Below are 20,650 nucleotides of genomic sequence, written 5' to 3'. Positions count from 1 at the left end.
TTGTCTAAAACCAATGACTAATGACTAATGACTAATGACTAATAACCAATGACTAAATTTATTGCCACTTCTCGGCTACCAATTCGGCTAAATCCAAGACTCGTTGGCTGTAACCCCACTCGTTGTCATACCAAGCCATGACTTTTACTAAGTCATTGCCCATAACCAAAGTTAAGCTAGCATCAACAATTGATGAAGCGTCAGTACCTTGATAATCTGACGAAACTAGTTGTAGTTCGCTGTAGTCCAAAATGCCTTTGAGTGGCCCTTCTGAGGCATCTTTAAGGGCTTGATTAACTTCTTCAGTAATAGTACGCTTCTCAACTTGAACTACGAAATCTACCATTGAAACGTTCGGGGTCGGTACGCGTAAGGCAACGCCATTCAGCTTGCCTTTGAGTTCTGGGATTACCAGGGCCACTGCTTTTGCCGCACCAGTAGAGGTGGGTACAATGTTGATGGCTGCGGCTCTCGCCCGTCGCAAATCACGGTGAGAAGCGTCTAGTAAGCGCTGGTCACCTGTGTAGCTATGGGTGGTGGTCATCGTGCCTTTAATGATGCCAAATTTATCGTTCAAAACTTTGGCAATGGGAGCCAAGCAGTTGGTAGTACAGCTGGCGTTACTGATAATGTGGTGTACGTTGTGGTCATAGTCATGATGATTCACGCCAACCACAAAGGTACCATCCTCATTTTTTCCAGGAGCGGTAATCAGAACCTTCTTAGCTCCAGCATTCACATGCTTGAGCGCTCCTTCTTTGCTGGTAAATACCCCTGTTGCTTCGATAATTAGGTCTATTTCCCAATCTTTCCAGGGCAAGTTTTCTGGGTTGCGATCGGATACGCACTTAACGGTCTTACCGTTAATGATGATGGAATTATCATCAGCAGTAATGTCAACATCCTTTAACTTCCCTAGCATTGAGTCGTACTTTAGCAGGTGAGCATTGGTTCTAGGATCTGATGTGTCATTGATGGCCACAAGGTCAATCTTGCTATTCTCTCTACCTACCCAGCAACGCGCAAAGTTACGTCCAATACGCCCGAAACCGTTGATTGCAACTCTAATCACAGTGTCTTGCCCTCTGTATTTATGCCTATATGTTGATATCGTTGACCCCAATCATATCGCAAAGGGGGGGATCGCTCATAACCATAAAGTGCCAGATCGATAAAAAAACACATAATTTATTCAGATTTATTTGGAGTAAAGATTATTGTTGGCAATATAAGATCTGACCGATTCCGGGACTAGATATCGAATTGAGTGGCGTTCTCGGCAAAACTTCCGAATTAGACTTGACGAAACTCCTACTAAAGGTATATCCAGGAATTGCCAATTAATTATATGTGAGTCTTTGTTTAATTGTTCTTCGACTTGCTTGCAGATTAACTCGCTTTGAGTTATAGTCTCACCACCTAGCAGTCGGGGTGCAATTAACCAATTACACATTTGTGCTAGTTCGCGTCCACGATACCAATTAGGTAAAGTTTGGAAAGCATCCAAGCCTAAAATCCAGTACCAGTGAGTATTTGGGTAACAAGCAGATAAATCCATCAGGGTGTTAATTGCATAGGAAGTCCCAGAGCGTTTTCGCTCTACTAGTGAGACAGTAAACGCTGGGTTATCTTTTGTAGCTAATTGCAGCATTTCTACACGATGCTCAAACAAAGCTGCTTCTTTATGAGGAGGATTTAAAGATGGCACCCAAATTACCTTTTCAAGGGATACTTGATGCAAAGCTGTCTCGGCTACGAGTAGGTGTCCCCAATGAATTGGATCGAATGTGCCACCAAAAATTGCTAGTTGCTGCATCCAGTTACGCCTGGGTTTTATGCAATTGAAAAATAATTTCATTACCAATGTACTATTGTACTCAATTCTCAAAGTAGACTTGATGCAATTTAAAATCAGTTTCACTAACAATGTACTATCGTAGTCAATTACAGTAAGGTAGCTAAAAATATGTATTTGTCATTACAAGAATTTCTGTCCCGATGCGACCAAAATTTTGCGAATAATCTTAAGAACAGTTCAGAAATAGCAAAAACCTCCAACCAAGGTAAAATCATTCTGAACTCGCAAAACCAGAGCAGAAAACTCATCCGAGCATCAGGCATGAATATAACGCAGGAGTAATTATGGTAAATAACAAATTCCTGTTATGATACGCGTGTCATTTGTGATTTATGGTGTGGTGTGGTGTAAGAGGAGCAATAAATGAGTAATTCTGTAGACTTTAGTGGTAGACCATTTCATTTCATTGGCATCGGCGGAATAGGTATGTCTGCTCTGGCATACGTTCTCGCTAAACGTCAATTTCCAGTATCAGGTTCGGATCTACGTCCAAACCACATTACGCACAAGTTGGAATCTATCGGCGCTCATATTTTTGGGAAACAAGAGGCAAGTAATCTCGAATTCTTTCGCCCTCAGGAATCTCAGACGGTAGCATTAAATTCACCAGAAAAATTAGCTGCTACTACTAACTCAAAACTGCCTCAAGTCATTTGTTCAACAGCAATTAACACGAATAATTTAGAATACAAAGCAGCTCTGGAATTAGGTTGTCCAATTTTACATCGTTCAGATGTACTAGCAGCCTTGATTGCTGATTATTATAGTATTGCGGTTGCAGGAACCCACGGGAAAACTACAACCAGTAGTATGATTGGTTATATGTTGCTGCAAGCAGGTCTAGACCCAACGATTTTAGTTGGTGGTGAAGTCAATGCTTGGGAAGGTAATGCTCGACTGGGACAAAGCCAATATTTGGTAGCCGAAGCAGATGAATCAGATGGTTCTTTAGTAAAACACGCTCCAGAAATTGGCATCATTACCAATATTGAACTCGATCATCCTGACCACTACGATACATTAGAAGAAGTAGTTGACATTTTCCAGACATTTGCCAAAGGTTGCAAAACTTTGGTAGGTAGTATTGACTGTGCTACAGTTCGCGATCGCTTGCAACCAACAATCAGCTACAGCTTACACTCAGATAGTGACGCTGACTACACTGTTACTAATATTGATTATCGTGCCGATGGTACCACAGCTTTAGTTTGGGAAAGAGGCAAAGCCTTAGGTGTGTTGAACTTGCGCCTGTTGAGTCGGCACAATCTCAGTAATGCCCTAGCAGCAGTGGCTGTTGGTCGTGTTTTGGGCTTAGAGTTTGGAGAAATTGCCAAAGGAATTGCCACCTTTGAAGGATCGAGACGCCGTTTTGAGTTTCGGGGTGAAGTCGATGGTATTACATTCATCGATGACTATGCTCATCATCCCACTGAAATTCGTGCTACTCTGGCCGCTGCACGTTTACAGGCAAGACCAGGACAAAGAGTAGTCGCCATCTTCCAGCCCCATCGCTATAGCCGTACACTTACCTTTTTAGAAGAATTTGCCCAGTCCTTTAGCCATGCTGATTTGGTTGTGCTGACTGATATTTACAGTGCAGGCGAACCTAATTTAGGGCAAATCACTGGCGAGCATCTAACAGCGGAAATTGCCAAGCAACACTCCCAGGTAGTTTATCAACCATCTTTATCCTCAGTACGCGAGTTCCTGCTACAAACACTGCGTCCGGGAGACTTGGCGCTGTTTTTGGGCGCTGGGAACTTAAATCAAGTCATTCCTGAAATGATTGCAACGCTGCGTGAGCCTGCTAAAGCCACATCCTAAGCGGGGACTTTGCGAAGTTCCATTTCTGACCAAAGCACCCCTTTCGTAACGGTTCGATCTTAAGTCTAATACCGTAGTTTTACGGTAAATAAATGTAAAAAATTTACCAATAAAAAGTAAAAATGACCATTTCCCAGGCAGTTGGAAACGTCTGCACAGCTTCTGCTTTGAATACAAAGAAACAACAAACAGCTAATTCGGTGGAGAACGAGGTAATTTACTTACCCAATACTGATTGTGCGATCAAGTCCCAGGCTTACTTGTCGGCATTTACTTCTTATAGAGTTGGGGGAGCAGCCCAATGGTATGTTGCCCCTCGAAATATAGAAGCACTGCAAGCAAGTCTTAAATACGCAAAAGAACGCGATTTGAGAGTGACAACATTGGGGGCAGGTTCTAACTTGCTGGTGAGCGATGGCGGCATATCAGGGTTAGTGATTGCTACCCGTCATCTCCGCTTCAGCCACTTCGATCGCGAAACAGGGCAACTAACCGTTGCTGCTGGAGAATCAATTCCCAGCTTAGCATGGGAAGCCGCATCATTGGGATGGCAAGGATTAGAATGGGCTGTTGGCATTCCTGGCACAGTCGGAGGGGCTGTGGTGATGAATGCAGGGGCACATAATAGCTGTATCGCAGATATGTTAGTTAGCGCTCAGGTTCTTTCACCTGACGGAACGCTGGAAACTCTCACCCCCGATCGACTAGGTTATAGCTACCGGACTTCATTATTGCAAGGTGGCGATCGCATAGTCACCCAAGCTACCTTACAGCTCACACCAGGTGCAGATCCAGCACAAGTTGTAGCAATTACCAAGGAACACAAAAAACATCGGTTAAACACCCAACCATACAACTTCCCCAGTTGTGGTAGTGTATTCCGCAATCCCAAACCTTACAGCGCTGGCTGGTTAATTGAACAAACTGGTCTTAAAGGCTACCAAATTGGTGGAGCGCAAGTAGCACAACTCCATGCTAACTTCATCGTTAACCGTGGTGGGGCAAAAGCTAGCGATATCTTTTGTCTAATTCGCCACATCCAACATCAAGTACAAGAGCGTTGGTCTATTCGGTTAGAGCCAGAAGTCAAAATGCTCGGAGAGTTTCAAGCTGCTTGTGGATAAAGAGTGTGGAGATAGGGGAGCGTGGAAAGTGTGAGGGCAAAGAGAATTTATGCTTCGCTTTACTCCCACACCCCATGCCCTATGCCCCTTCGCTATTGCCTACTCTCCACTTCCTATTGCAAAATGCATTAATTATTGGTAAAAAAATAGGCAAATTACTTACCGCATCTATAATTGAATTTGATTTGTTATTCAACGCACACGCGTAAAACCAATTATGACAGGTAAAGGACAAGGATTCGGCTTTGGCTTAGGAAAAATGAAGGAATTAGCTGAAGCTTTTAAGAAAGCACAGCAAGTTCAAGAAGGCGCAAAGCGACTCCAAGAAGAATTGGAGCAAATGGAAATTCAAGGAGAGTCTGGCGGTGGTCTGGTTAAGGTAATTGTTAGTGGTAACCAAGAACCCAAGCGGGTGGAAATTTCTCCAGATGCTTTAGGAGAAGGTGCAGAGGTACTCTCCGATCTCGTAACCGCAGCAATGAAAGAAGCCTATAACAAGTCCACAACAACGATGCGGGAGCGCATGGAAGACTTGACCAGTGGACTTGAGCTTCCTGGATTTCAATAGTCATTGGTCATTGGTCATTGGTCATTGGTCATTAGTTTTAGACAAAGGACAAATGACAACTGACTATTGACAAATGACAACTGACTATTGACAAAGGACGACAAATATTTATGTCTTACAAACTTTTGTTTGTCTGCTTAGGTAACATCTGCCGATCGCCATCGGCAGAAAATATCATGAATCATCTCATTGAGCAGGCTGACTTGAGCAAACACATCCTTTGTGACTCTGCTGGAACATCTAGTTATCACATAGGTAGTCCACCCGATAGACGCATGAGTGCTGCGGCTGCTACAAAGCTGGGAATTAAGCTGCGTGGTAGCGCACGCCAATTTCAAAAATCAGACTTTCAAGACTTTGATTTAATTTTGGCGATGGATCGAGAGAATTATGACGATATTCTGACTCTCGATCCAGCTGGGCAGTATCATCACAAAGTGCGTTTGATGTGCGATTTTTGCTCTCGACACAACCTCAAGGAAGTTCCAGACCCCTACTATGGAGGCCAAGAAGGATTTAATCAAGTCATTGATTTATTGATTGACGCTTGTGAAGGTCTGCTCAACTACGTTACCAGCCAAAAAGAAATCATTTAAAGTTATGAGTTAGGAGTTGGGAGTTGGGAGTTAGGAGTTAGGAGTTAGGAGTTAGGAGTTAGGAGTTGGGAGTTAAATTTTTCACTACTCACTACTACTTTTTGACTCTTTACTTCTGATTTATCACTTCTAACTCCTCACTTTTATTCGACCAGACCATGCTTAATTGCAAAACGGACTAGTTCTGCTCGATTACTGGTTGAAGTTTTTCTCAATAAACTACTAACGTACTTTTCCACTGTGCGAGGACTCAGATGTAACTGATGACCCATTTCGGCATTAGAAAGACCGTGAGTTAATAGTTCTAAAACTTCCTGTTCTCTATGAGTTAGGGATAAGTGTAATTGGGGTTTCTGAATTTGAATCGACAGAGAATTATGAGCGTCTACTGTTTTTGTAGAAGGGGACATTTCCAAACTGTCTTTATAAGAAAAGCGATACTCGGATTGAATAATTTGCGATCGCTCCAAAAGATTGCGGATTGCTGCTGCTAACTCTTCTAGTTCAAAAGGCTTGGGCAAATATAAATCGCACCCAGACTGATAGCCCAAAATTCTTTCTTGGGTCTTAGTTCGTGCTGTTAACAAAATTACGGGCAATAGACGGAACATAGGTTGTTGACGCACCCGGCGCACTAGTTCATAGCCGTTCATCTGTGGCATGACGATATCCGTAACAATCAAGTCAGGATGATACTCATCCACCATAAGCAAAGCTTCTTGACCGTCATTAGCCGTAATCACAGAGTAGCCAGACAGTTCAAGATAGTCGCTCACAGACAGACGAGTGCCCAGATCGTCATCCACTACAAGGATCTTCAAGGGCATGGACAGTACACCCCTAGCATTTTTTTTACTCAGAAATTTGCTTTTACAGCTCCATCAGTGAACACAGGCAGTAATAGTGTTCTTATGTTTCATACTATGACAGGATTACCAGCTAGTGACTGCCTCAGGGTTGATTTATAAAGAAAGTATTAAAGCTTAGGAAGGATTAACGAAATGTAACTCAGCTTCGATTTCCTAATATTTCCCAGGCATACACAGCTTTGTAATTTGTAACAAATCATTAATAAGCTAGAGTAAATGCTCACCATTATGTAAATTAATATTGATTGCAATAATAATTTTTCAGTAGCGATCGCCATAAATATCCTTTCTCCTTTGTCACCCTACCCCTATCGGGAAGCAAGCTAGCAGGAGCGTCTCCCTATTTCGCACCCAGGAAGCCTCAGCTTAGACTTGTGTGTTTGTCTTTTGTGCAATGACCAATGATTAATCAGTAAAATCTAAGTAATTTAAACTTAGTGGGAAATTTTAATTACAAAATTATAAAAGCTAAATTAGTAATATACAGTTTAGCATTTATAGAGGTTATAAAATACACCTTATAATTTATAAACCAATCCAAACAATTTTTTAGGTACATTTCAAGTACAGAAATTATCAATGAGCGACAAGAACGAAGGTTACAAAGTTATTAGCGACAATCGTCAAGCCCGTTATTTGTATGAAATTCTGGAAACTTACGAAGCTGGAATTCAGTTGACAGGAACTGAGGTCAAGTCGATTCGTGCGGGTAAAGTCAATCTCCAAGATGGCTATGCTTTGCTTCGGGATGGTGAAGCATGGTTAATCAACGTACATATTTCTCCTTATACAGCTAGCGGGCAATATTTTAATCATGAACCACGCCGTACACGCAAGTTGTTGTTGCATCGTCAAGAACTCCGCAAGCTAATTGGTAAAGTAGAACAACAAGGTTTAACTTTAGTCCCTTTGAAAATGTATTTCAAACGAGGCTGGGTAAAAGTGAGTATAGCGCTTGGCAAGGGTAAAAAGTTGCATGATAAGCGAGAAGACCTCAAACGACGCCAAGACCAGCGCGACATACAACGGGCGATGAAAAACTATTAAGATTAAGGGGGAACAGAGAAATCTCCATAACTAAAATTAATCGAACTTCGTGGCTTACGCAATCTGGTTTTAAATATATAAATAATCGTCTTTACCCTTGGATACAGGGCTAATTCTATCTTTTTTCCCTGTTCTTCTTGCTTTATTGGCGCACCCTTGGTACAGGGTAGGGCTTGATAACTTTGGCAAAATCCTCTCATCAGAGTGAAAAATTCATTGCTGCAACAGGCATTTTGTATATCTATAGCCTGATTTGTGAAAATCCTTAGTTTCTAGCCGCAGATTGATTCAGCAAATGTTGAAAGTCGATACATTAGTCGGTAACTTTGGATAGCATCAGGGATTTTTTCAACTATGAAAAGTAATTTCATTACAACTGTTGGCGCTGGCGTTCTCAGTTTGAGTATGGGGATTTTGCCGTTAACTCTATCCGCACAAGCTCAAACAAATACCGATACTGGAGCTACTAGTGCTCCAACGACTACGACCACCTACGATCGCAATGATAATGGTTTTGATTGGGGTTGGTTGGGATTACTTGGTCTATTTGGCCTAGGTGGTTTGGCCGGTAAAAAGCGTGACGATGAGGCAACCCGTTACCGCGACCCCAATGCTACGGGGGCTACTACCTACAGAGACTAATAGAATTTTGTGTTGAGAATCATTTCTAAAATTCAAAAATTGTCAGTTGTTTTCTTCATAACAACTGACAATTTATTAATATTAGCTTGCAGCCAAATCTGAGTTAGATGAATTTGCCTGGTTTTGAGCTAAGGGTGTCCAATAGCTAGCAATTAAGGCAACTATTAGCCACCAGAGGGTATTGACTTCAGGACGATACCAAACAGTATCTACCGTGCCGTGAGCTAGCATACCCAACAAAGTAGCGATCGCTCCAATTAACCAAAATCCCTCTACATTTATGAGTTGTCGCAATCTTCGCATTTGTAAAAATGCTGTATTAAATGCCACAATTATCAGCCAGAGAAAACAAGCTAAACCAACAAATCCAGTTTCTACAGCCACCTCAAGCAAAATTGAATAAGCACTCAAAGCAGTGTAACGAGGGTGTTGATAAAGCGGATAAACTTTATTAAAAGAGTTGTGACCGGGGCCAATACCGAGAATCGGGCGATCGGCAATCATTTCAAAAACAGCATCCCAGACATTGCGGCGAAAATTATTACTGCTATCTTGGCGATCGGCAAAAATACTAAATACCCGCAGGCGCACTGGCTCTACAAATATTACTGCCAGCAGCAATACACCTATCAAGCCTCCTAAAACAATCGGTAGCGACCAAGTACGCCAAAAAGGTGGCATTTCTATACTTTTCCAATAAACCAGCAATGCCATCGCAACTAGAATTGACACCACCAGCCCAATCCAACCGCCACGGCTAAAAGTCAAAATTAAACAAGCAGTATTGACAATAAACATGGTTAATGCCAAAGCTTTTTTGAGCCAGCCTTGCCATGCGAAAATTGCCACTAAGCTAAAAATGACTGCTGGTAGGAGGTATCCAGCTAACAAGTTAGGATTGCCCAAATAACTGTAGACTCTAGTAGTCTTAGACAAAGGAGATTCAGGGTCAACCCAAGTTGCTAGTGCTGTGGCTCCAAAAAACCATTGGCGCAAACCATACACGCTGACAATTAACGAGACGTGCAAGTAAAGGGTGATAATCCAAGAACGCAGGCGAGGCGACCTCAATACCCTGGCACAAAGGGCAAATAAGAGCAAATACAGGCTCAAGGTTGCCAAATCATTAATGGCAGCCTTTTTGACTGGTGATAACGCTGTTGCTGCTGCGGCAATTGCCCAGTAGAGCAATACCAACAAGTGAATGGGAGTAACTGACGAGACATTTGTTGTTCGTTCATCAGATAAAGTCAACAGCAGCCAGAATCCGGCACAAGCCACTAGCAACAAACCGATTAACGTACTCGAAGTAAATGGTGCAAGGGTATACACCAAAGACAGTAAAGCAGCTGCGATCGCATCTCCCCACTGTATCAAGACGCTGGTTTGCCGCCAAGAACTCAACAGTCCCACCAGAGTACGGTGTACGTAACTGCTAGCGAGATATTCTTTGACGGGTAAAGATGATAAGGTAAATCGTTGCCAGACTAAATTCATAAAAAACATTGCGATCGACTAGCCTGCCTATGCAGAACTTGGAATCGATCATAATGCGTATAGCGATAAAAAGGTAATAACGTAGATTACAAGTTAGTGATGGCACTTTTATTCATAGCCATCAGTTTCATCTTTAATTCCAAAACCTTTCAATTAATACTAAAAAAGACAATTGTTGATTATCCCTTCATCTATATTCATAGACAATCAATTGATTGGAAATATTTTCTGCTAATTTCCAGTTCTAAATTATTATGGCTTGCAATCAAACATCGCTAATTGCTTGTGGAGAAGTTGCTAGTTGTAATGGTAAAGAAAGTACGTAACGATATCCTGATTCTGGCGAACCTTGAACTAAAATTTGGCCGCTATGCAACTCTGCAAGCTGACAGCTTAGCAACAGACCCAAGCTTTCACGAGAAAGACTTCCATTGCTTTTAGCTAAATTTATATCTGAATTAGGAGCAAATAAATTTGAGTGGGAATCGCTCAAGTTTTTTAACTTGTCCACTGCTACTGGTGAAATATCTGGTTGCTCCTGACTTTCTTTGCGGGTATTGTAGCTTGCTACTTCACCTGTCAGTTCCAGTAATGATAAAGAATTCAAGCGGAAGTAGGGATCGACCTCAGTAATACCATCTCCCAGCCAAGGATGGGACACCCAAATAGTAACATTAAGGCTATCTTCTTTATAAGAGACATGAATGCGAACAACACTACCTGTAGCCGAAAGTTGAATCACACTAAAAATCAGGTGATACAAGATTTGCCGCACCTTGTCTTTATCTAAAGGCCAAATACGATTGCGTCCCGGTTCGATAGACAGGCGAATATCTTGGTCTCGGCGATTCGCTGCTTCTTCTAGAGTATTGATAGCCTGTTGACAGAGCATTTCAATATCTACAGGAGCTAAATTTAGCACAGTAGAGTTGTCATCGATGGTTCCTAGTTCGGTAATTTCGTTTACTAGAGAAAGTAAATACCGACCGCTGTGTTGGATAATTTCCAAATATTCTCTCTGTTTACTCGTTAAAGGCCCATAAATTTCACGTCCCAGAACGCTAGCCATGCCAAGTACTGATGTTAAGGGAGTGCGTAACTCCTGAGTTAGCTGTTCTAAAAGTTGCAGTTTCAGTTGCTTGGTAGAAACATCGCTTTCTAAAGTAGATGCAGCAATTTTAATCTCAGTGTTACGTTCGTCGCTGAGTGAAAATATAGGAGCTACAGGAGTGCTTGATTCGAGTTTTCCTTGCAGGAGTCGGTTACGCTCAAATTCGCTCATGCTCCAACGAGCTATGATTTGTAAAAACTCAATATCTCGGTTTGTAAAATTGCGCGGTACTAAATCCATCACCGCCAATGCACCTAAACAATTTCCTGAAGCATCTATCAGTGGCGCTCCCAAGTAAGCACGGATACCATATTCCTGTACTAACTTGCTGTTAATCAATGCTGTATCTGTAAGTTTGTGCGTATCATTAATGACAAATATTTGATAACTCTCCACTACCTGGCTGCAAAAAGATTCTCTGCGTGAGAGTTGGCGACTTTGTGCCAAATGATTCATTAATCCCAGCCTAGATAAACCAACTGCCGACTTAAACCAGTGACGTTCTTGATCTACAAATCCCAAAATGGAAATTGGTGCTTCCAAAAAGTGGGCAGCAGTTTGAGTGGCTTCTTCAAAAACCGGAATTGTTTCTGGTTGCCGTAAACCTAGATCTGACAAAGCTTTAAGACGTTGCTGTTCTCTTGTCTCCTGAGAAGTCCAACCATCCTTTAAGGCAAATAATTTGTTTTCAGGCTCTACCATTGCCACTGCTACCTTAATAATTTCTCGATACTGTAAATTGATATATGCCCTATTTCTGGGTTATCAATTGCTATTTTTAAGCATTCCCTAATTTTGCCTCTGACAAACAAGTTTGAGGCAAAAATTTTTTACCTCTTCGATTAAGTCGGCTACGGAGTCTCTGCCAGTTACTATTTACTGGTACTGAATATTCTCTATCGATCGCTGTTGTAGTCTCTATTACTTGAGATTTCGCAATCAGACTGCGTTAGATTTTGATTCAGCTAGGGTAACCTAACCTTAAGGATACAACAAAGAGTCTATGATTCTTGATGTACTGAAGGGAAATTTCTGTTACTACGTTTAACGTATTTTTACTTAAAAAAAGCTAATATTGATGTAATTTTTGTTAGCAAAAATTACTGATAATAGCTACTACGACTGCACCGAATTCAAAATTCAAAATTTATACCGGGAAGTTGAGGATCTGTATTGGAGAACCAACAAGGTTTTTTGGGTTCCACAGAGTAACGACTGACATGCGGTCTTTTAGCTCAAAGCAAATGGCATCTGAATATTGAGAAACTACCCTACCCGACTTTCAGCAAGCTACAAACTTTCTGTCAATTTCCAAAATCTGACGCTTTCTGGCTTATAGAGAGTTATTTCTACCAAAGAATACAAAATAGTTTATAGAAATACATTAAACCTATTACAATTTAACGGGGAAAACTCTGCGTCATTTTAATTTTTTTCCATAAAAATAATTTGTTGCCGTGGCAAACAACAGCAGCAAACTATATGAAAAATTTTAAATTTATTTTGGAACAAGCCACAAATAAACACAAATAAATGGAGAATCTGAGGATAACTGATAATGAATAAAATGGGTATTAGAGTTCCTTTTGTAGACCTGAACTTACAACACCAACCAATTCAAGCGCAATTGCAAAGTGCGATCCAATCTGTTTTAGAACAAGGAGATTTTGTTTTAGGGCAAGCACTTTCAGATTTTGAAGCGGCATTTGCGGCAGTGTCTGGGGCAGAATATGGAGTTGGTGTGGCATCAGGAACAGATGCGATCGCTTTGGGATTGCAAGCGTGTAATATTGGTGCTGGTGATGAAGTGATTTTACCAGCAAACACTTTTATCGCCACATTAATTGGAGTTTTACGTGCTGGTGCCAAGCCCATTTTAGTAGATTGCGATCGCCAAACAGCTTTAATTGACTTAGAAGCAGCAGCAAAGGCAATTACGCCTCAGACTAAAGCAATTATTCCTGTGCATCTTTACGGCCAAATGGTATCGCCACAGAAGTTATTTGACTTTGCTGATACATACAAAGTACTAATTTTTGAAGATGCAGCACAAGCACACCTGGCCCAAAGAGACGGATATCGCGCTGGTTCCGTAGGAATAGCAGCAGCTTTTAGTTTCTATCCCAGTAAAAATTTGGGAGCATTTGGGGATGGGGGAATGCTACTGACACGAAATTCTGATGTGGCCCAAAAGATGGTGCGCTTGCGAAATTATGGCGCATCGCAAAAATATTTTCACACTGAACCAGGTACGAATAGCCGCTTAGATACCTTACAAGCAGCTATCTTGCACCAGAAACTACCACATTTACCAGAATGGAACCGCGATCGCTTGATTATCGCCCAAGAATATGATATGCAATTAGCGCTTTTAGCGAGTGCTGGCATTATCCCCATCGAAAACCAAAGTGGTGCAGGACATGTCTATCATCTTTATGTAATTAGAGTTGATGATTCTTGCTCCATAGAACGCCAGCAACTTCAAGAACAGCTAACAGCAGCGGGAATTCAAACTGGTATTCATTACCCAGTTCCTTGTCATCTCCAGCCAGCACTTACCGACTTAGGGTATCAGTCAGGAGATTTTCCCCAAGCAGAAAAATTATCAAAGCAAATATTATCATTACCTATGTATCCTGGTTTAAGCAGTAGCCAAATCAAAGAAGTTGTAGCAGCGATCGCAAATGCAGTTTCAACAAATTCTCAGGAGTCATTAGTCGTTAGTCATTAGTAGAGACGCGATTAATCGCGTCTGTACAATAGTCATTGGTCATTAGCCCAATACTCAATGCCCAATGCCCAATACCCTATGCCCAATAATTAATTAAAATCATGGCACTCCAGCAACAGATTAAAAATAGAAACGTGTCAGGTTTGTTAAATTTAGCTATTTTAGGAATTTTAGTGCTGCTTTATGCTCCTATATTGCTACATTGGCTGGATGGTTGGCTGCACAAAAATATTAGTACAGAACACGAATATTTCAGTCACGGGATTATTGGTCTGCCATTTGCTGCTTATTTGGGCTGGCTCAATCGCAAACAGTGGGCGCGTTTGCCAGATAGTATCCATCCTTTGGGTGCAGTTTTCTTGTTATTAGGGGGAGTATTTTATCTTAGCGGTGTTAGAGAGTGGGTTAATCTTTCGCTACCTTTTATACTAAGTGGATTGTGCTTGTGGTTTAAGGGAGTATCAGGTTTGCGATCGCAAGCATTTCCACTGCTATTGGTATTTTTAGCAACTCCAACATCAGTACCCTACATCATTGCTCCCTATACCTTGCCTCTTCAAAGCTTCATCGCTGGTAGCGCAGGCTTTTTACTGAATCAATTTGGTATGGAAGTAACTGTGGATGAGATCAATCTCTACGTGGGAGGACGAATTGTTGAAGTCGCTCCCTATTGTGCAGGGTTGAAAATGTTGTTCACTACACTCTACGTCGGTTTGATGCTGCTTTATTGGACAGGCGCATTATCTTCACGCCGCACAACCATATCGTTTTTATCTATTGCTGTGATAATTAGTACTACTGCCAATATTATTCGTAACACTTTACTTACCTTCTTTCACGGCACAGGTCAAGAAGGAGCTTTTAAATGGCTCCATGATAGTTGGGGTGGTGACCTCTACTCTGCTTTGATGCTCGTGTCACTAGTACCCTTGCTGAATTGGATTAATAACTATTTTTCTGCATCTGGGGAAGTTGGGGATGAAGCATAGGGCAAAACCCTTCGGGTAGGGAAAAGGGAAAAGGGGAAAGGGTACATGAGGGATCTTTCCTTTGCCCCTTGCCCTTTCCCCTTTCCCCTTTGGCGTTGCCATCTCCCTCATTTCCCCATTCCCCATTCCCGCATAAGTCCTAAATATCACTGAACTCATGGTGTTATTTTTTAAAGTAAAATTTTGCGTAAGTATTGAAAATTTTACTGATGATTTCCTTCTCTAAGTTTTTCAAAGAAAATCAATTAAGTCAAATAGCAGCACTTTTGTTATTGCTACTGCTGTTAGCGATGGGAGGGGTTCCTGGATACCTCACAGGACACTGGCAATGGAAACAGCCACCACCTGTGGCTAGTCTTAAGGAATTAAGACAAATGCGTAAGACTGGGTTAACTGTTCCGGGTTGGCAAACTACTGAACAAGGAGAGCAGCAAATTGGCGAACATAAATGGTCTGTGCAGGTAATTAAAAAAGAAGGCTCCCAGGACACTCAGGCTATTTTACTTTTGCTACCGCAAAATGGGCCTATGGATCAACCAGAGGTTGAGTGGACAGAGGTTAATGGCTGGGGAAGGTCGCGCTGGGGAAAATGGGATGTAGCTCAATCTCGTAGTGCTGAATTTACTGTCAAACCATCTGCAAAGTTAGCTTCTAATGTTGAAACGAAAGTAGAAGCTAGGTTCTTTCGCGGCTCGACACCACAACAAACCTTTGCTGTCTTGCAATGGTACGCTATGCCAAACGGCGGAAATCCATCGCCATTCAACTGGTTCGTGGCAGACCAGTTGGCACAGTGGCGTAAGCAACGCACTCCTTGGGTAGGCGTGAGCATTTTGATTCCAATGGAACCCTTAGGACAAGTAGAAAAATCTTGGCCTCTAGCCCAGTCTATTGGGGAAACAGTACAAGCTGCATTGATGGCTGGGCCTCTGTAGACTATGTTACATATATATTTGTGCAGAAATTTAGCAAAGTATTTGTGCGATCGCTCTGTGGCTGAAACTGAGTTAAAAGAACTTCAAAATATGAAGTTAGAATTAGCATTGACACAATTTTTCAGCTTTTTCCTGGTAAATACTTGTAGATAAATAAGACATTGAGGACATTTTTAGGGTAAAATAACGAGTCGGGGCGACTAATTCTTACATAAGTTTTCCTGCACCGATGTTGATAACTCCCAGATCTTATATGCGTGCATTCAGCGCCCTGTGTTTTGTCAGTCTTCAAGTAGGGGTTTTTTTAACAGCACCTATTCAGCTTGTTGTTGCTCAGCCTTTACCGTATAAAGGGCAACCCCCTTCCCCCGTACCGGGTACTGAGGACGTTGTACCTCCAAGTACAAATGACGAAATTTCGCCTCAACTCAGCCGCTACCTTTTGGGGCCAGGAGATAGTATTGGCGTTGTGCTTCAGCGTCCTCCTGGGCCCTATCGTTTAGGAATCGGAGATGGAATTAGCGTTTCGGTTCAGCGCTTTCCAGAGTTAAGCTTTCAAGCTGTAATTAATCCAGAAGGTAACATTGTGGTGCCGCTGCTAGGAACAGTTTCCTTGCAAGGTTTAACTCTGGAAGAAGCTCAAGAAAAAATTCGCTTGGGTTTAAATCGTTATGTTGTCGATCCGGTAATAGTTTTAGCCCTAGCAAGCCAGCGTCAAGACTTTGTTTTTCAAGCTATCATCAGTCCAGAAGGCAACGTTGTAGTGCCACAAGTGGGAACTGTGTCATTACAAGGTTTAACTTTGGAAGAAGCTCAAGAAAAAATTCGCTTGGGTTTGAGTCGAATTTTCCCAGATCCGATCGTAGTGGTATCCTTGACAGGAACGCGACCAGTCCAAGTGACCATTAGCGGAGAAATATTTCGACCAGGAATTTATCCGATTAATTCACCGACGCCGCGCGTTGCTGATGCTTTGTTAATCTCTGGCGGTTCAACGCTGAATGCAGACCTCCGACAAGTGCAAATACGCCGCAAGTTAGTGGACGGTTCAGTGGTTTCGCAAACTATTGACTTGTATGCAGCGCTGCAAAATGGTGGTTCAATCCCTAATTTACGCTTACAAGACGGAGATGCGATCGTTGTGCCTCGTCGTGAAGTCGGTAATGAAGATGGTTATGACCGCAATTTGGTAGCACGTTCATCCTTGGCTACACCACAGATTAGAGTCCGAGTATTAAACTACGCTGCCGGAGGTATTTCTACTCAAGCACTGCCTAATGGCAGTACATTTGTAGATGCTTTGGGAGGAGTAAATCTCGACACTGCTAATCTCCGAAGTATCGCTTTGGTTCGCTTCGATCCCGAACGAGGTAAAGCCATTACCCAAAAACTGGATGCTAAAAAAGCTCTGGGAGGCGATGCATCTCAAAACGTGCCACTTCAAGATAATGATGTTATTGTTGTTGGTCGGAACCTCGTCGGTAGAATTACTAATTTACTGAGTACCATTACCCAACCCTTCTTTAATGTGCAATCTTTTCTCCGATTTTTTGATAACTTCGGTGGCGGCGGATCTAATTAGGGAGATGGGGAGATGGGGGGATGGGGAGATGGGGAGACGCGGGGACGCAAAGACGCAAAGACGCAAACAGATGAATTAATAACCAATGCCCAATGCCCAATGCCCAATGACTAATTATATGCCCCTACTATGACCCCACCAATTGTTAAGCGCTATCTTATTGCTTTTGAAAAATATAAGTGGATTGGACTAGCTAGTTTTGGTTTAGTTGTAGTGGGGTCAACGGTGGTGGCTATGCAACCAGATCCACCTCCTAGCTATATAGCATCCGCCGCACTTACATATAATGGCCCACCTGTTTCTTTCTCTGCAACTGGTAGTGAAATCCAACAGCAAGGAAAAGAACTAAATGAAGAAGTTTTATTATCAAATCAGATAATCGCGTCAGTGGCAGAGAAAGTGAATCTCAAACCGAAACAAATCGGTGCAAGTATTGTCCTTTCTCTACCTAAGAAAAATCCCAGGACTGGGGATTTTGAAACTACTACTTTTGAACTCAAATATGTAGATAGTGACCCCAAACGAGGTATAGAAGTCTTGGCGGAATTGATGCAATCAATGGTCAAGTTGAGCAGTGATATCAATACTGGACGATTACAAGCAATTATTCAAAAAATTAACGAGCGCCTACCACAGGCTAAACGCGAATTACAAATTGCTGAAAAGAGGTTGGAACAGTACGATCGCATCGAGCGCACAGCAATCTTAGCAGCTGAAAATGGCAGTTTGCTGGCTGCTGTTACTGCTAGCCAAAATCTCCAACGGCAAATTCAATTAACTATTTCTGGGGTTGATGGGCAAATTCGCAGTTTACAAAATAAGTTAGGTTTAACAGTTGGACAGGCTTATATTTCTTCAGCTTTGAGTGCCGATCCAATTATTGCCAATTTGCGATCGCAAATTTATCAAACTGAGTCGCAAATCGCTTTGCTAAGGAAAGATTTACGACTCGAACACCCAACCATGATTCAGCTGCTGCGCCAAAAACAAGCAGCTGAAGAATTACTCCAACAACGTGCAGCTGAAGTGTTAGGCGGTAATGGTGTAGCGGCTCCACTCCGGGGTGATATTGCTGGTATTCGTACTCAGAGTAGTTTAGACCCAGCACGCCAACAGCTGGCAAACCAAATGGTGTCTTTGCAAACCCAACGGGAGACACTCCAACAGCAACTAGCTCAAGAAATCCAACAAGAAGCACGGCTGCGACGAGAGTATTCTTTGATACCCAATAAGCAATTAGAGCGATCGCGTTTAGAACAGGAGGTTGGACTCAAAAAAGCCATCTATGACCAAATGCAGGCAAAGCTAACAGATGCTAAAACCGCAGAGGCAGAAACAACCAGCAGCCTTAGCATTGCTAGACGCCCGACAGTTACTCCCGACATCAAACCTCCTAAGAGTGTACCTATTACCCTGGCTGTGGGTGGTGTCTTGGGTGTGTTAGTTGGTGGTGGGGTGATATTTTTATTGGGGTCGCTGGAAGGAACTTTCAAAACCAGAGAAGATATCCGCGAGAGCCTCAAGCAACGGGAAGTGGCACTGTTGGGAGAGTTGCCTTTAATGCTAGTAGATGATTTGGATCGAGAAGCAGTGCCAGTGGTACTTTCTTCAGAATCTCCCTACTTAGAATTTTATGAAAAGTTCCGTAGTAATCTACGGCGGATTGGTGGTAAAAACTTAAAGGTAGTGTTAATTACTAGTACCAGTAGCTTAGAAGGTAAAACAGCAAGTGCTTATAACTTGGGCATTGCTTCTGCCCGTGCTGGGAAAAGAACTTTGATTATTGAAACAGATTTGCGATCGCCTTCTCGTTGTACGTCGCTGAAAGTAATTCCCGATCCTGAAGCCACCATTGAACCCCTGCGTTATTACGCTGACTTGAGTGAATGCATTCGTTTAGTTCCTGATGTAGAAAATTTATACATTCTTCCCAGCCCCGGCCCAGTGCGGCAATCTGCTGCTATTCTTGAATCTAGCGAAATGCGGCGGCTGATGGATGATGTCCGCGAACGTTTCGATCTAGTGATTTTAGATACTAGCCCATTAAGCTTATCCAATGACCCATTATTAATCCAACCCTACAGCGATGGCATGGTACTAGTGGCGCGGCCACATTATACAGAAGAGAACATGTTAGGCGAGGCGATCGATCAATTGGTTGAATCGGAACTGGGGTTATTAGGAGCGATTATTAACGGCGCTGATATCATCGTTCCTTTACCTCCCCCAACGTTTTCATCTGAAGTAGAACCAGAAAACGTTGAAGAATCAGAAGAAGTTTCAGCGGGTGCGAGTTGAATGGGGACAGAGAAGATGGGGAGATGGAGAAGTGTGGGGAATGTGGGGAGTGTGGGGAGAAAAGGAGGATGGGGGAGTGTGGGGAGAGAGGGGGGAAAGATTTCTTCACTATCCTCCCACACCTCCCACACCTCCCACACCTCCCACACTTCCTGCTTGCCCAATGCCCATTAATCCCGTCTAAACAACCCAAATAGGGGAGCAAGAATCATTCCAAAAACAAAACCACCGATGTGTGCCCAGTAGGCAACTCCACCAGTTTCCACACTCATACGAGCGGCGACTTGCAGACTTGCAAGACCGGATATCACATTTTGTACAAAGAAAAGTCCAATTATTACTAATGCTGGAACTCTGATGGTGGTGATGAAAATCCCTAAAAAGACTAAAGTCATCACTCTAGCTTGGGGAAAGCGAATAATGTACGCACCTAAAACTCCGGAAATTGAACCACTTGCGCCCAATGAAGGAATATCAGAATTGATGCTAATAAACCATTGGCACAATGCGGCTAAAGCACCACATGTCAAATAAAAAATTAAATATTTAAAATGACCTAAACGATCTTCAATATTATTGCCAAAAACCCAGAGAAACACCATATTTGAGATTAAGTGCCACCATCCGCCGTGTAAGAATTGCGACGTAAATAAAGTTATCCATTCCCCAGATAAATTGGTGGTTAACTGTTGAGGGACTACTGCATACTGACTTAAAAATTGATTCAATTGTGCATTTGGCAGGGTCACCTCGTGAAGAAAAACTAAAATGTTCATGCCAATTAACCCATAGGTCAAATATGGGGTAATACGCGTGGGATTTTCATCGTAGAGGGGAAACACAGGTGTTTTTCCTAAATTATTGACTAACTGCAATATAGCTTGTATTACCCACAGTTGTTGAGTTTAAGTATTTTAACTCAGAGTAAACTGTCGCACATCTAATACTGTTTCACCTGAAGCCTAAATCACTAATGATA

18 protein-coding genes are annotated in these 20,650 nt (G+C 42.3%); 12 read left to right on the top strand and 6 right to left on the bottom strand.

The genetic code is table 11. The annotated features are described in order from the left end of the window. Positions 1-58: 58 nt before the first annotated feature. Together NSTC745_RS12225 and nadD are read right to left on the bottom strand one after the other, a co-directional pair. On the bottom strand, positions 59-1,072 hold the full coding sequence (locus NSTC745_RS12225; RefSeq protein ID WP_445637370.1) for a type I glyceraldehyde-3-phosphate dehydrogenase: 1,014 nt from the start codon (positions 1,070-1,072) through the stop codon (positions 59-61). A 126-nt stretch (positions 1,073-1,198) separates the two neighbouring features. Continuing rightward, complete coding sequence (gene nadD / locus NSTC745_RS12220; protein ID WP_445637369.1) at positions 1,199-1,816, bottom strand: nicotinate (nicotinamide) nucleotide adenylyltransferase; 618 nt, start codon at positions 1,814-1,816, stop codon at positions 1,199-1,201. A 405-nt stretch (positions 1,817-2,221) separates the two neighbouring features. Between nadD and murC the strand changes: the two genes are divergently transcribed. The 4 genes from murC to NSTC745_RS12200 all read left to right on the top strand — a co-directional run bounded on the left by murC (position 2,222) and on the right by NSTC745_RS12200 (position 5,970). Next, positions 2,222-3,682, top strand: a complete 1,461-nt coding sequence (gene murC / locus NSTC745_RS12215; RefSeq protein WP_445637368.1) for a UDP-N-acetylmuramate--L-alanine ligase — start codon at positions 2,222-2,224, stop codon at positions 3,680-3,682. A gap of 122 nt (positions 3,683-3,804) precedes the next feature. Beyond that, positions 3,805-4,806 carry a UDP-N-acetylmuramate dehydrogenase gene (gene murB, locus NSTC745_RS12210; RefSeq protein WP_445637367.1) on the top strand — a complete coding sequence of 334 codons (1,002 nt, stop codon included), beginning with the start codon at positions 3,805-3,807 and terminating at the stop codon, positions 4,804-4,806. A 217-nt stretch (positions 4,807-5,023) separates the two neighbouring features. Then, the gene (locus NSTC745_RS12205) at positions 5,024-5,374 is read left to right on the top strand and encodes a YbaB/EbfC family nucleoid-associated protein (protein WP_073644781.1); all 351 of its coding nucleotides are present in this window, start codon (positions 5,024-5,026) and stop codon (positions 5,372-5,374) included. A 110-nt stretch (positions 5,375-5,484) separates the two neighbouring features. Then, positions 5,485-5,970: a low molecular weight protein-tyrosine-phosphatase gene (locus tag NSTC745_RS12200; RefSeq protein ID WP_445637366.1), complete on the top strand. Its 486-nt coding sequence runs from the start codon at positions 5,485-5,487 to the stop codon at positions 5,968-5,970. Positions 5,971-6,113: 143 nt separating this feature from the next. Here the strand turns inward: NSTC745_RS12200 and NSTC745_RS12195 are convergent, their stop codons facing one another. Beyond that, on the bottom strand, positions 6,114-6,797 hold the full coding sequence (locus NSTC745_RS12195; protein WP_445637365.1) for a response regulator transcription factor: 684 nt from the start codon (positions 6,795-6,797) through the stop codon (positions 6,114-6,116). Positions 6,798-7,418: 621 nt separating this feature from the next. Here NSTC745_RS12195 and smpB point away from each other — a divergent pair. After that, a complete protein-coding gene (smpB, locus tag NSTC745_RS12190) occupies positions 7,419-7,886 on the top strand; it encodes an SsrA-binding protein SmpB (protein WP_445637364.1) in 468 nt (155 codons plus the stop codon). A 354-nt stretch (positions 7,887-8,240) separates the two neighbouring features. Further along, the gene (locus NSTC745_RS12185; RefSeq protein WP_445637363.1) at positions 8,241-8,528 is read left to right on the top strand and encodes a WGxxGxxG family protein; all 288 of its coding nucleotides are present in this window, start codon (positions 8,241-8,243) and stop codon (positions 8,526-8,528) included. Between the two features lie 81 nt (positions 8,529-8,609). Here the strand turns inward: NSTC745_RS12185 and NSTC745_RS12180 are convergent, their stop codons facing one another. Together NSTC745_RS12180 and NSTC745_RS12175 are read right to left on the bottom strand one after the other, a co-directional pair. Further along, complete coding sequence (locus tag NSTC745_RS12180; RefSeq protein ID WP_445637362.1) at positions 8,610-10,025, bottom strand: IctB family putative bicarbonate transporter; 1,416 nt, start codon at positions 10,023-10,025, stop codon at positions 8,610-8,612. Between the two features lie 265 nt (positions 10,026-10,290). After that, the gene (locus tag NSTC745_RS12175; RefSeq protein WP_445637361.1) at positions 10,291-11,838 is read right to left on the bottom strand and encodes a GAF domain-containing sensor histidine kinase; all 1,548 of its coding nucleotides are present in this window, start codon (positions 11,836-11,838) and stop codon (positions 10,291-10,293) included. Positions 11,839-12,694: 856 nt separating this feature from the next. On the opposite strand from NSTC745_RS12175, the gene NSTC745_RS12170 reads away from it, so the two are divergent. From NSTC745_RS12170 to NSTC745_RS12145, 6 genes are all read left to right on the top strand, one after another. After that, entirely contained in the window at positions 12,695-13,867 is a 1,173-nt protein-coding gene (locus NSTC745_RS12170; protein WP_445637360.1) for a DegT/DnrJ/EryC1/StrS family aminotransferase, read from the top strand. Between the two features lie 101 nt (positions 13,868-13,968). Next, positions 13,969-14,856, top strand: a complete 888-nt coding sequence (gene crtB / locus NSTC745_RS12165; RefSeq protein WP_445637359.1) for a cyanoexosortase B — start codon at positions 13,969-13,971, stop codon at positions 14,854-14,856. A 209-nt stretch (positions 14,857-15,065) separates the two neighbouring features. Then, a complete protein-coding gene (locus NSTC745_RS12160) occupies positions 15,066-15,791 on the top strand; it encodes a cyanoexosortase B system-associated protein (RefSeq protein WP_445637358.1) in 726 nt (241 codons plus the stop codon). A gap of 229 nt (positions 15,792-16,020) precedes the next feature. Next, positions 16,021-17,373: a polysaccharide biosynthesis/export family protein gene (locus tag NSTC745_RS12155; RefSeq protein ID WP_445637357.1), complete on the top strand. Its 1,353-nt coding sequence runs from the start codon at positions 16,021-16,023 to the stop codon at positions 17,371-17,373. A 129-nt stretch (positions 17,374-17,502) separates the two neighbouring features. Beyond that, the gene (locus NSTC745_RS12150; protein ID WP_445637356.1) at positions 17,503-19,671 is read left to right on the top strand and encodes a GumC family protein; all 2,169 of its coding nucleotides are present in this window, start codon (positions 17,503-17,505) and stop codon (positions 19,669-19,671) included. Continuing rightward, entirely contained in the window at positions 19,661-19,855 is a 195-nt protein-coding gene (locus tag NSTC745_RS12145; RefSeq protein ID WP_445637355.1) for a hypothetical protein, read from the top strand. The genes NSTC745_RS12150 and NSTC745_RS12145 overlap by 11 nt, the downstream gene beginning before the upstream one ends. On the opposite strand, the gene NSTC745_RS12140 is transcribed toward NSTC745_RS12145, so the two are convergent. After that, the gene (locus tag NSTC745_RS12140) at positions 19,842-20,513 is read right to left on the bottom strand and encodes a rhomboid family intramembrane serine protease (RefSeq protein WP_445638589.1); all 672 of its coding nucleotides are present in this window, start codon (positions 20,511-20,513) and stop codon (positions 19,842-19,844) included. The two genes, NSTC745_RS12145 and NSTC745_RS12140, sit on opposite strands and share 14 nt — an antisense overlap. Between the last annotated feature and the right edge of the window lie 137 nt (positions 20,514-20,650).

The organism is Nostoc sp. DSM 114161, from assembly GCF_052692665.1.
This window is presented reverse-complemented; position numbering and strand designations above follow the sequence as displayed.